Annotated in this window: 4 protein-coding genes; 2 read left to right on the top strand and 2 right to left on the bottom strand. The window is 65.9% G+C overall.

All coding sequences use genetic code 11. From position 1 onward, the window contains the following. The first annotated feature begins 15 nt into the window (after positions 1 to 15). Positions 16 to 468, top strand: coding sequence for a VOC family protein (locus tag ACFTSF_RS20490; protein ID WP_380155228.1), 453 nt, complete (start codon positions 16 to 18; stop codon positions 466 to 468). Here ACFTSF_RS20490 and ACFTSF_RS20485 read toward each other — a convergent pair. Both ACFTSF_RS20485 and ACFTSF_RS20480 read right to left on the bottom strand, forming a co-directional pair. Continuing rightward, positions 465 to 1,592, bottom strand: a complete 1,128-nt coding sequence (locus ACFTSF_RS20485) for a hypothetical protein (protein ID WP_380155227.1) — start codon at positions 1,590 to 1,592, stop codon at positions 465 to 467. The two genes, ACFTSF_RS20490 and ACFTSF_RS20485, sit on opposite strands and share 4 nt — an antisense overlap. Before the next feature lie 49 nt (positions 1,593 to 1,641). Further along, positions 1,642 to 4,194 (bottom strand): YfhO family protein, encoded by a 2,553-nt coding sequence (locus ACFTSF_RS20480; protein WP_380155226.1) that lies wholly within the window; start codon positions 4,192 to 4,194, stop codon positions 1,642 to 1,644. 323 nt (positions 4,195 to 4,517) lie between these two features. On the opposite strand from ACFTSF_RS20480, the gene ACFTSF_RS20475 reads away from it, so the two are divergent. Beyond that, on the top strand, positions 4,518 to 13,745 hold the full coding sequence (locus ACFTSF_RS20475; RefSeq protein ID WP_380155225.1) for a LamG-like jellyroll fold domain-containing protein: 9,228 nt from the start codon (positions 4,518 to 4,520) through the stop codon (positions 13,743 to 13,745). The last annotated feature ends 8 nt before the right edge of the window (positions 13,746 to 13,753 follow it).

Genomic DNA, 13,753 nt, shown 5'->3' with positions numbered 1-13,753 from the left:
CATGGGGGGACCACCATGACCGAACGAACCGAAGTACCCAAGGACCTCTCCGAGATCCCGGTAGACCCGGCCCACCCCCTGGTGGTGCCCGGGGCATTCTTGCTCGAACTGATCCCGATGCCCGTAGCCGACATAGACCGCGCCAAAGCCTTCTACGGCGACCAACTCGGCTGGATCTGCGACGTCGACATCAACCCGTCCGACGGCGTACGGATCGCGCAGTTCACCCCACCAGGCTCCTACTGCTCCATCCTCCTCTCCACCGGCCTACCCCAGGTGGACATGCCAGTCGGCTCCCAACGAGGCCTCCACCTGGTCGTCAAAGACCTCGAAGCCGCCCGCCAGCAACTGGTGGACAGCGGCGTAGAAGTCAGCGAGATCGAAGACCTAGGCGGCGTCTTCTACGCCCACTTCGCCGACCCCGACGGCAACACCTGGGCCCTCCAACACATGCCCTGGCGCGCCTAGGGCGACAGCTTCCAAATGAAGGCCAGGTAGCCCGCGAAGGTCACCGAGGTGGCAGCGAGGAACGTCAGGATCAGCGCTGCCTTGGAGGCTTGCGTTCGCGCCAATGCGCGGGCTGCCGGGAGCAGGAGAAGGAACGCCGGGAGGATGAGGCGGGCCTTGGCGTTGTAGTAGTTCGAGGCGCCGATCGCCGAGATCAAGATCAGCGCGCTGTACAGGATCAGGGGCCAGGGGAGACGGTCGACCACGTTCAGGGCCAGCAACAGGATCGCTGCGACCAGGACGAACGTGACCACCGTGAAGTCGAGCGCTGACGCGGTACTGAGGGTCTTCTTGGCGACCCGGAACGCGGAGCTCCCGAAGTCGAATGACGAGCGCCAGATGGTCTTCTGGATCTGAAACCAGCCGTCGATGCGCCCAGTCTGGTTGCCGACCCACAGGATGTAGCCCAGCCACCCCAGGGGCGCGAGCAGTCCGCCAACCCACGGCCGCCAGCCGTCCTGTCGTCGTACGACTGCAATGAGCGCCACCAGTCCGACCACGCCGACCAGTGCGATCGCAGAGGGCCGCGTCAATCCCGCTACCGCGGTCAGAACGCCCGCAGTCACCCAGTTGCGTCGCAGCAGCGCCAGCAACGCAAACGCGCTCAGCGCAGTGAACAGAGACTCGGTGTAAGCCATCGACTGGACTAACGCATGCGGTACGACGCCCCACAGCACTGCAAGCAAGATCCCGGTACGCCGGTCCGCCAGGTGGTTGCCGACGGCGAAGATCCCCCAGGCCGCAACCAGCGAGGCCACCACACTGATCAGAATCGCGTTCTGTGCCGTCGACAGCGGCGACACCCACCCCAGCCCCCGAACGAGCATCGGATAGAGCGGGAAGAGCGCCATCTCCTTCCCACCGGCAACCGCGTCGTACCCCTTGTCGGCGATCAACACATAGTGCGCGCCGTCGAAGTCGCCGAGCACCTTGCCGAGACTCTCCGGAGTGCTCCGGCTCCAGATAGCCAGTACGACGAACGTCAGCACGCGTGTCACGGCGTACAGAGCAACCGCCGGCCACGCGAGCCGCGCAGCAACAGCCCACGTCCGACCACTCGGCGCCGTCGCAGCGTGTGCGTGCATCTCCGGTTGCCCTCTCCTACCGCCGCGACCGCTCGCGGACGGCGGGAGCCTACCGGACCGTTCCCTGGTCGACCGGCGGCGGAGGCGTGGAACTACGGCGTTCGCGAAGTATGAGGAGGGCTGCCACCCCCAGGAGCGACAACAGGGCGGCGGCTCCCACCAGCAATCCAAGCCGGAGTCCCGCCGGCCGGTAAGCGCAGGTGACCTCGGTGGCCCGCGGGCCGACAGTGACAGCCATCAGGCCGCCCACCTGGGTAGGTTTGCGCGCCGTCTGGCCATCGACCTGACACCGCCAGCCGGGGGTCGGCACGACTCCCATCACGACCCGCCCCGTGGTGCCCGGCGTCAGCTTGACGTCGATGCTGTGCCCACCGACGTGTACGGCGGCCGGTTGGCTCTGTCCGAGCCGGGCGATGGCCTTGTCGAGTTTGCCGCGGTCGAGACAGCCGATGGCTCCGACCGGCAACTGAGTCGAGACCGACGTTCGGAGCCGTAGGTCGAAGGCACCGTTCGCGTCGGCGGGGCCGGCCGACATCAGCGCACCGATATACGTCCCCAGGCGCTTACCCTGTGGCGGCAGGAGCGATGTCCATTGCCCATTCACCAAGGCTTCCCCGGCGAACCGGGGCCCGGACAGATAAAGCTGGGACCCGGGCGTGCAGCGCCCGGCGAGCCGGAACTCTGCCGGAGCCGGCGCTCCCGCAGGCAACGCGATCGTGAGCAGGCCGGGGCGCCGGTCGCTGATCGCCAGCCGGGAACCGACGGCAGGCGTGACAGTCAGCTTCGGGATCGCGTAAACGTCTGCGCCGAGCGCAGTCTCCTGCAATCCGAAGGCTCCGGGATTTGCCGATATCCAGGTCTTGCCCGGCCGGACCGTGACGAACGGCGACGCCGGGCTTCGCGTCAGGTACAGCTCACCCTGGTCGTCGGCCCGGAGGCGTGCACCGACCGAGAAGGTCGCGTCGATCACCGGGTTGACCGGATCGACGACAGCTCGTCCGAACGCCGAGACGCCGAAGCCGAGGTTGATCAGCTCGTCCGACAGTTCGTCCGGGATCGTCGAGCTGTAGTACTCCGGCCCCTGGCCACCGATCAGCATCGGATCGTTCACGGTGCTGAACGCACCTGGAGACACCCGCTGCCGGGGCCAGTCCTGCGCCGACAGGACCAGCGCGCGGGCCTGCGCCTGTTTCGGCCCCCAGGGCTGGGCGGCGGTGTACCGCTCCCCCCGCGCCTGGTCGACCGCATAGGTGGAGGCAGCCACCTCGGCCAGCACTGCCACCACGAGGACTGCCGCGGCCACCCGGCTGACCAGGTCTGACGGCCGCCAGCGCCAGGCAGCCCAGACCAGCGCGGTCACGACCACCATCACCGGGACAACCACGTGCGTGACCGCAGTCGTCGACGACGCGCCGAAGGCGGCGCCGTACAGAGCGCTGACGAGGACCACCGGTACGGCGACTGCCAGCACGTTCCGCACTCCCGCGGCCAGCGACAGCCAGCCGGTGATCACACACATCCCGGCGACGATGAACGCTTGCCGGAACGGGTTGCCGTTCGGCGCGTCGAAGCCGTGCCAGATCTCGTGGGTGATCCGGAGCTGCATGCTGCTCAGCGTCAGCAGCACGACAACCGACCAGACGATTCGCTCCCGCCGTACGATCCGTTGATTGAAGGGGAAGCTCAACGCGGCGAGCAGCAGGACCGTTCCGATCGCGAGCCCTGGCGTCTGCCCGACGCCCTCGGAGGCCGGCAGCAGCCGGCCCAGAAACGACAGCCAACCGATCGGGTGGAAGGTCTCGTCGGGACTCGGTCGGGCATACCCCACCGATTTGAACGTCGGCACCAGCAGTGGAGCGGACAGTGCGATGCCGATCACGACCACCACCAGGCAGCGCAGGGCGCCGGTGAACCGGTTCCACCACGAGCCGCCATCGGGGTCGGACAGCACGCGCGCGATCAGGACGAGTCCCGCGCCGAGCGTGGCCATGTAGACGGTGTAGAAATGCGAGTACCAGAACAGCGCGATCACGAACGGCGCCACCAGCATCGGTACGACGGTTCGCTTCGTCCGGGTCCACTCGCAGAGCAGGCAGATCAGCGGAAACGCGATCAGCCCGTACAGCCAGCCGGTCATGTAGCCGCCGTCGTCGAGCGCCCAGCCACAGGTCGCGTACGAGACACCCGCGAGCGCTGCGAGCCAGCCCGGCGCGTTGGGGCGCAGCTTCCGCAGGTACGCCGTCATCGCGGCGGCCGCGGCTGCGATCGCCGCGAGCATGATCACGTACAGCGCGAGGTCGATCTTGTCCCGCGGAAACAGCAGCACGATCCAGGACAACGCGGCCCCGTTGTACGCCATGAAGTCGCCGATGTACGGGACGCCGTACCCGCTGGACCAGTTGAAGAAGAAGTCGCCCGGCACGCCCCCGGTGATCAGGTCACGCAAGTAGGCGTGCATCGGGATGAACTGCTGGCGCAGATCGAGAATGTTGCGGCCCTGCGACCCGAACGGATAGGTCCCGCGCAGCAGACCGCCGAGGATCACCGCAGCCGCTGCGGCCACTGCCGCGCCCGGCAGCGTCATCCGCCCGCGAACTGCCACCCTTTCACCGGCCCTCTGGTCGTCCTGCCGTTCGACGGTACCGGAGAACCACAGCCGATGTTGCGAGTTCTGGCGCGATTGCCAGTACAGGAATATCTCAATGCCCCTTCAGGCACAGGGAGTCGATAGCTCCCCGTGACAGTTGCCTTACGCAACATATAGATCCGGTGAGTTCCCAGGAGCGTCCGACTCCGCCCCGTTGCAGCTTCGTGCAACTTTGTGGATTTCGGTGGTCACCGGATGTTAGGGTCCCGGCGGCGCTGGCGGAGTCGGGGGACTCCAGGGTCTGTGGTCAGGTCATCCACGCCCCAGGGGGATTTCGCATGCCTATGTCCCGGTTGTCTTCTCGTGCCCGCAAGCGGCGGATCCGCATCGCGCAGGCGGTGGCAATCGCTGCCGCGCTGGCGGTGCCGCTGGCCGGAATCGGTCCGGCCGCGCCGGTGACGGTTGCCGCGGCGGCTGTGCCGCCTGTTCCGCCGGCTGCCATGTCGGGCAAGGGCGAGGCGTCGGCTCCGAAGCAGCAGTTGGGCTCGGGGAAGCTGCCGGCCGCGGTGCCGGGCGGGAACAAGGTGAAGCCGCCGTCGCTGCGGTCAAGATTCCCGGTGGGTGAGACGAAGCCGGAGGACGCCGCAAGCGAGCAGCCGGCCCCGAAGCCCGCCGAGGCGCTGCCGTCGGACCAGGCACCGGTCAAGGGATTCGACGCGAAGACCAGCCGCGAGGTCCCCGGCAAGCGTGATCGGTTCACGCAGACCTTTACGAACGCCGACAGCACCGAGACGACCGTGACGTCCGTGGCACCGCTGAACTTCCAGAAGGCGGACGGATCCTGGGCGCAGATCAATGCGAACCTGCAGCCGGCGGACCCGGGCGGCTGGGAGACGATCTCCACCGAGGTGTACTCGTGGATGGCGCCGCACGCCGACGCCGACCCGGTAGCGCGGATCGACCTGGGCGACGGGCGCAGCATCGGCTGGGGCGTCTCTGGCGCGTCCGCCGTTGCAGGGCAGATGTCGGGCAGCACGGTGATTTATCCCGGATTCCTGCCGAACGCAGACCTGGAGCTGGTGTCGCAACCTCGCGGGATCAAAGAGACGGTGATCCTGAATTCGCCGGCTGCCGCGCGGTCGTACACGTTCCCGCTGAGCCTCAGCAACCTGACCGCTGCGCTCCAAGGCCGCGAGATCGTGTTGAAGGACGTCGACGGGATCGAGCGTGCCCGCATCCCTGCGGGCACGATGGAGGATTCCAACACGACCCAGGTGCGGGCTACCTCGAACGCCGTGACGTACGAGCTGCTCACGGTCAACGGCCGCCAGACGCTGAAGGTGACAGCGGACGACGCGTGGTTGGACGACCCGGCCCGGGTATATCCGGTGCGGATCGACCCGACGGTGATCCCCACCGACCGCGCGACGGCGGGGCGAGCTGTGAGTGCGGGACTGAATGGCGCGATCAGCGGCGCGAGCGACTTGCAGATCGGTTGCCGTCCGCCTGCGGGTGGAGCGAACTGCTCGTCCACCTCGGGATGGAACGCGTACACCACGTTGCTGGACTTCCCGATCCTCGAGCGAGCGCCGTTCATGTACGACACGATCGTCGCCGCGCAGCTTGAGGTGTACAACTACAAGGCTGACACCTGCGCGGCACGCGACCTCGATGTCTACGGCGTCACGCAGAACTGGCGGGAAACGCCGCTGGACCAGATCAAGTACCCGGGACCGGCGACGGGCCGCTCGATTCTCGCCGCCAAGGGCTTCTCCCGTGGCTATGTGGGAAGTAACGCGACGACGGCCTGCGCCCCGCGGTATGACGCGCTCCCGTTCAATGCTGCAGGACTTTCCTGGCTGCAGGGGATCGTCGACGACCGGATCTCGAACTACGGGTTCGCGCTGTTCGCCCGGCAGCGGGCGGACAAGTACTCCTGGAAGACGCTGGTAGGTACCGGGGGTGCCAACCCGCCGAAGCTTGCGATCACGCACTCGCCGTACCACGCGGCGTACGCTTTCCGGGCGCAGAAGCCGGCCGACTACGTCACGCAGGACAAGGACGGCAAGTTCCCGATGACGATCACCAACCTTGGTGGTCGCACGTGGATCCCCAGCGACGACTACATGAGCTACCGGGTCTTCAAGAACGGTCAGGCCGTGAGCGTGAACCAGTTGCAGACTCCGGTCACGACGAGCGTTCCGCACGGCGGCAAGATCAATCTCGATGTCAATGTCGGCCGGCTCGCCGGCACTCCGGCCGGTGTCGACTATCAGATCGAGTTCTCGATGGTGCATCGGGACACGACCGTACGGCGCTGGTACACCGACTGGGGTGTCCGCCCGGCCGCGCGGCTCATCACGGTGCAGAACGTCCCGCCGGTGGTCGACGTCGGGAAGGTCTGGCCGCTGAACGGTGCGCAGGCGTACACGCTGACGCCGCCGCTGTGGGCGGGCGGTATCGATCCGGATCAGCCGGAGTCGACGCTGAAGTACAAGTTCTCGGTGTGTGAGGTCGTCGGCACCAACACCCAGGTCGGCTGCTTCGACAGTGGCGCGTACAGCACGATGAAGGGCTGGGCCGTCCCGGCGGGCAAGCTCGGCTGGAACCGTGAGTACCAGTGGAAGGTTTCGGTGCAGGACAACGACGGTGCCGTCACGACCGGCCCGGCAGTCACGTTGTTCACCGATGTCCCGCAGCCGTCGATCACGTCGCACATCGCCAACAACGACGGGAAGTCTCAGGACAAGCCGTACGACCCGGCGGTCGGCAACTACACCGCGTCCGCGCTGGACATCGTCGTACCGGTGGCCGGTCCTGAGCTGAACGTGGCCCGGACCTACAACAGCCTGGACCCGCGGCGTGATGGAGCATTCGGTGCAGGTTGGTCGAGCCGCTACGACATGCGGCTGGTGACCGAAGACAACGACAACGTGCTCGTCACCTATCCCGACGGTCGGCAGGTCCGATTCGGCAAGAACGCCGACGGCACCTTCGCTGCACCACGTGGCACGAAGACCGTCCTGACTGCGACGTCGGCGACCGGTCCCTGGACGTTGCAGATCGCGGCTGGGATGAAGTACGAGTTCGCTGCCGGGACCGGCCGGCTGAGCAAGATCTACAAGACGCTGGGCAAGCCGCTGACGCTGAGCTATCGCGCCAACGGCACGCTCGAAACGGCGGCCAGTCAGGACGGTGCCGGCCGGAAGCTGACCTTCACCTGGACCAGCGACAACAAGCACGTCGCATCGGTGAGCACACAGCCGGTGGGCGGTACGCCGCTGACCTGGACCTACGAGTACACCGGTGACGTGCTGACGAAGTCGTGCAACGCGGAGCAGAAGTGCACGACGTACGGATCGCAGGCGGGCTCGCACTACCGGAGCGCTGTCCTGGACACCAAGCCGGATGGCTACTTCCGGCTTGCCGATGATGGTGCCGGCGACAACGACGCGACGAACGAGATCGATGTCACCGGCACCGGCGACTTCGGGACCTACGCGGGCGTGGAGTTCAGCCAGGACAGTCCGCTGGCAGGGGTTGGTGACGCGGACAAGTCCGTGAAGTTCAACGGTACGGCGAGCGTTGGGCTGCCGAACGGGCTTGCCACTCGCAGCCGTGACGAGACCATCGAGATGTGGTTCAAGACCCCGGGCGGTACGACGGGACAACCGCTCCTCGGATACCAGGTCGGCAAGCTCGGTACGTCGACGACCGGTGGTATGCCGGTCCTGTACGTCGGGAGCGACGGCAAGCTGCGTGGTCAGTTCTGGCACGGATCGGCCGTACCGATGACCTCGACCGTCACGGTCAACGACAACCAGTGGCACCACGTCGTACTGAGTGCGATGGGGAGCAAGCAGAACCTGTACCTGGATGGCGTGGCTCAGCAGACGCTGACGCAGAGCATCGTCGACCACTCCCGGATGCCGGTGAACCAGGTCGGTGCGGCGGTGGCTGCGGCGCCGGGTTCCTGGCCGGGCTACGGCACTCAGGCGGCGACGAAGTTCAACGGTCAGATCGACGAGGTCGCGATCTACTCGCACCCGTTGACGTTCAAGGAGATCCAGACTCACTACCAGCAGGGTCGCAACGCCGCGGACCAGCTGACGTCGATCACGTCGGCCGGTGGGCGCACCACCGCGGAGGTCGAGTACAACCCGGCGAAGGATCGGGTGAAGAAGTACATCGACCAGAACGGTGGCGACTGGACGATCGATGACCCCGAGGTCATCGCCAACGACAAGGACATGCGCCGGCTTGTCGAGGTCACCGGGCCCGGCCGGACGTCGTACATGTACGAGTACGACGCCCTGGGTGGCTGGTTGCTGCGGACCGGACGGCCGCTGGGCGAGACCACGCGTCAACCGTGGGATGCCGAGAGCACACCCAGCTGGGGAGACGGCAAGGGCTACGGAATTCGCAGCTACACCCATGACAAGACGGGTCAGTTGACGAAGGTCACCAGCGAGTCCGGTGGCGAGGTCTCGATGACGTACGACGCGCGCGGCAACGTCGCGTCGACGAAGACCTGCCGCGGCCTCGGTGGGACGGACTGCCGAACGGAGTACAGCGCCTATCACTCGCTCGCGTCATGGCCGCCACTCGATCCGCGCTGGGACAAGCTGTACCAGTTCCGCGACGGGCGCTCGGCGAGCGCGACCGACACCACCTACGTGCGGGAACAGATCCTCACGGTCAATGGCGACGTGGCGCTGGAGAAGCGGCCGGACGGCGGTCAGACCGAGTACACCTATACCAGCGGGACGGAGGTCGGACCTGACGGTAAGACGATGCCGCCGGGACTGCTGAAGTTGGTGCGGGTCAAGGTGAACAGCACCGTGAACTCCGACACCCAGTACGCATACGACGGCAACGGTCAATTGGCCAAGCTGACGGCCCCGTCGGGTCTCGTCACGAACTACTCCTACGACGAGATCGGGCGGAAGAAGACCGAGACGCAGGTGTCGGACACGTATCCGGCCGGGGTCACCTCGACGTACACGTACGACAAGATGTCGCGGATCACCTCGGTGACCGGTCCGGTGACCACGGACGCGGTGACAGGGGAGCAGCACCAGCAGAAGGCCGAGCTGGAGTACGACGACGACGGCAACGTGCTGAAGACGACCGCCCGGGACCTGAAGACGACGGACGAGCCGCGGGTTTCCACCATGGAGTACGACGACCGGAACCGGATCTCGCGGGCGATTGACGCCAATGGCAACGAGTCTCAGCAGGGGTACGACGCAGCGGGCAACCGGACGTGGTCGGAAGATGCCAACGGCAACCGGTTCGAGTACAAGTTCACTGATCTGAACATGCCGACCGAGGTCTGGGACATGAACCAGCCGGTCGACCCGAACAACCCGCCGACCGACGAGCCGCGGGAGGGCGTCGACTACAAGGTCCGTTCCAAGACGCAGTACGACACCGCCGGCCGGAAGGTCGCCGAGGTCGACGCAATGGGGCGCGTGGTTGCGTACTCCTACAACGCGGACGACTCGCTGCAGAAGCGGAAGCTGCTCGGGTTCCACGACCCGGACGGGTCGACGCGGGACGTCGTACTCGAGGACAACACCTACGACGCCGCCGGAAACCGGATCAAGTCCATCACCGACAACGGCAAGTCGACCACGACCTACACGATCGACAAGGTGGGTCGGGTCTCGATCGAGATCACAGACCCGGCCGGTCTCAAGCGGAAGACGACATCCACGCGCGACCTCGCGGGCAACGTGACCCGCCAGGAGACGACCGGCGAGTGGTCGAACGCAGACATTGCCGGGCCCACTGCGGTGACCGAGGCGACCTCGTTCGTCTTCGATGCGGCCGGCCGGCGGGTGTCGCAGACCGTCGAGAACGCCAGCGGGAACCTGCTGACGTCATGGACCTATGACCAGCGCGGGCTCGCGACCTCCAGCACCTCTCCTCGCGGCAACGTCTCTGGTGCGGTCAAGGCTGACTTCACGACCACCTCGAGCTTTGACGAGCTCGGGCGGCTGGTGAAGACGGTCGCACCGAAGGTGAAGGCCGAGTCCAACGGGGGATCGCCGGCTGACGTCCAGCCGACCGCCACAGTCGGGTACGGCGCCTTCGGGCAGGCGACCTCGTCGAAGGATGCCCTCGGCAACGTCGTGAAGTCTTCGTTCGACAAGCTCGGCCGTCAGATCGAGGTCGCAGCACCGTCCTACACGCCTCCGGGTGGATCGGCGCTGACTCCGAAGACTGCGTTCCGCTATGACGCGGTGGGCAACCTTCTGGAGCAGATCGACGAGCGTGGCAATGCGACCCGATTCACCTACGACCATCTGAACCAGCGGGTCCAGATCGACGCCCCCGGCACGACGAACGACGAGCGCGTGATCAGCAAGTCGACGTACACGCCCAACGGTGATGTCGAGTCGACGACCGATGCGCTCGGCGCGGTGACTCGATTGACGTACGACGACCTCGACCGTGTCGTCACCTCGACCGCCGTCGAGCGGAAGCCGTCCACGGCGAACTTCGTGACGCGTCTGACCTACGACGACATGGACAACGTGGTGAAGGCGCAGGCGCCTTCCGGTGCTTCAGCCACCAGTGCCTACGACACGCTGGGTCAGCTGATCCAGTCGACGGATCCGAACAACGTGGTCACGCGGTTCGGCTACGACTACGCCGGCCGCCAAGTCCGGACCTCGGATGCCTTGGGTCGCAGCAGTGTGGCTGCGTACGACAAGGCCGGTCAGCTGATCACTTCGAAGACGCTCAACGCTTCGAATGCAGCGCTCGGTACGACGATCCTCGCCTACGACGCCGACGGGAACCTGAAGTCGTCGACACCGGCCTCGGGGAACCGCGCGACGACGTACACCTATGACGCTCTTAGGCGCCTCACCGCTCAGGTCGACCCGGTCAACGCGACCGACTCGATCAACATCTCCTATGGGTACGACGCGGCCGGCAACCGGACCCGCTACACCGATGGCCGGGGCAACTCGACCGTCTACACCCTCAACACACTCGGCCTGCCCGAGAAGGTCATCGAGCCCTCGACGACAACCCACCCGGCAGCCGCGGACCGCACCTGGACTGCGTCGTACGACGTCGCCGGTAACGCGGTCTCGCTGCTGTCGCCCGGAGGTGTCGTACGCAACCGGACCTTCGATGCAGCCGGTCGCTTGTCCAAGGAGGAAGGCACCGGGGCCGAGGCTTCAACTGCGACCCGCGACCTGACCTACGACCTCGTGGGCCGCGTGGCGACCACGAGTTCGCTCGACGGCGTCAATACCTACAACTACAACGACCGCGGCATGCTCCTCCGAGCCGACGGCCCGTCAGGCACCTCAACGCACGGCTACAACCCCGACGGTCAGCTCACCCAGCGCATCGACGCCGCCGGTACCGCCGACTTCACCTACACGAATGGTCGCCCAGCCACCGCCACCGACCCAGTCACCCGGACACTGCAGACCCTCGGCTACAACGCCGCCGGTCAACTGTCCACGATCGACTACGGCTCCGCGCGGATCCGCACCATCGGCTACGACCCCTTCGGCCGGATGAACTCCGACGTACTGAAGGCCGGTACGACATCGGTCGCATCCATCACCTACGGCTACGACCCCGACAACAACGTCACCTCGAAGAAGACCACCGGCGTAGCCGGCGCAGGCGACAACACCTACACCTACGACCAGCTAGGCCGCCTAACCACCTGGACCAAGGGCACCACCAGCACGCAATACGGCTGGGACAACGCCAGCAACCGCACCAAGGTAGGCACCAAACTCGCCACCTACGACGAACGCAACCGCCTCCTGAACGACGGCACCTCGACGTACACCTATTCGCCACGAGGCGCGCTGTTGTCCAAGGTGACGACCGAGGGTGGAACCACCACCACCGAAGCCTTCACCTTCGACGCCTTCGACCGCATGATCCGCACGGCCGACCGCGACTTCACCTACGACGCCCTGGACCGCCCCGTCCAAGCCGGCACCGCCCGCATGCGCTACGCCGGCTTCTCCGACGAGGTAGTAACCGACGGCACCCAGTCCTTCGGCCGCTCCGCCTCCGACGGACTCCTCTCCATCGGCTACGAAACAACCAAACGCCTGGTCCTCTCTGACCGCCACGGCGACGCCATAGCCGGCTTCGACCCCACCGACACAACCCTCTCCACAGGCCTCCCCGACACCCGAACCTTCGACCCCTTCGGCAACTCCACCAACGCCACCGGCTTGAAGTACCGAATCGGCTACCAAGGCGACTGGACCGACCCCCGCTCCGGCGACGTAAACCAAGGCGCCCGCTGGTACGACCCCGGCACGGGAACCTTCAACTCCCGAGACACGGTTTCGTATGCGGCTGGCGTCTCATCAGCGCTCCCCAACCTGTACGCCTACGCCTCCGCCAACCCCGTCACCATGAATGACCCCGACGGCCACCGAGCAGTCGACCCAGAAGGCGGAGAACTCAAGAAGGTATGCAACTGGGAGAAGAAGTGGATCGTAGACGGCTACCAGTGGATCTACACCTGCCACTACGAAGATAAGGGCCCCGGGCCCGGCAACGACTGCAAGAAGACCGGCACGTGTGACGGCACATGCGACGGCAAGGGCAAGGGTGAAACCAGCTGCGGCGGCGGCGACGGTGACGGTGGAGGTGGAGGTGGCGGCAATGGGGATGGCGGCGGCAAGGGGGGCGGCGGCGGTGGTCATAAGCCGAAAAAGCCCTGCAATACACCGGCATGCTTGGCGCAGAGGCAGCGCGAAAGGATCGAGCATGACGCCAAGACCAATCCCCAGGCTCCTCCCGGCAATCCTCTCTGCACCAACGGCAATGCCTACCTGTGCCCACAAACTGTCGGTCAGCCCACCACGGTCGTCGGACCGCAGAACGATCTGACCGATGAAACTGGCGACTACTCCGACACGCTCTACCAGCAAACCCTCAACCAAACCGGCTCCGTAGTCGGCACCGTAGGCACTACCGGTTCCTACAACTGGTTCAGCATGGGCATGCTCCCAGGCAGCGACCCCATTGGTGTCGAGCACGGCGGTGGCGGCACAGTGGCATCCGGTGGAGGCGGGTTCCGCGGTGGTGGTGGCGGCTCTCTGCCTGCCCCAAACTGGGGAACACCAGCCGAATTCTGGGGCGGGCTCCTAGGCGGAACCAGCATCCTCTACCTCATCGCAAAGGGAGGCGGTGGCTCGAGCGGTGCCGGATCGGGAAGTAACTCCGGAGCAGCCGCCCAGCCACCCGGTGACGACGGCGATGGTGATCTTGGGCCCAAATGGAAGCCGCAATCAGATGAAAAAATCTGCGGATCGTCAGGGTGTGAAGAAGTTGCACGGGATATCCAGCGGCGCATCGGTGGCGATATCCATCGAATCGAATCACCAATCGGGCCGAAGGGGACCCTAGGTAGATACCGCGACGAATGGACCCAATGGCGGCATCATGATGTCGTGGTTCGTAATGGTCGTGTGTACGATGGGTTCTCTGACAGGCGTGGTGTCCCGATTGATAAATACAAGCAGCTCTGGAAAGATCTGGAGTCTGGCGAGTTCCCGTTCTGAGGGTTGAT

This window comes from Kribbella sp. NPDC056951 (assembly GCF_042674205.1).
GTDB lineage: Bacteria > Actinomycetota > Actinomycetes > Propionibacteriales > Kribbellaceae > Kribbella > Kribbella yunnanensis.
Note: the sequence above shows the minus strand (reverse complement) of the source record. Positions and strands in the feature narration are given on the sequence as shown.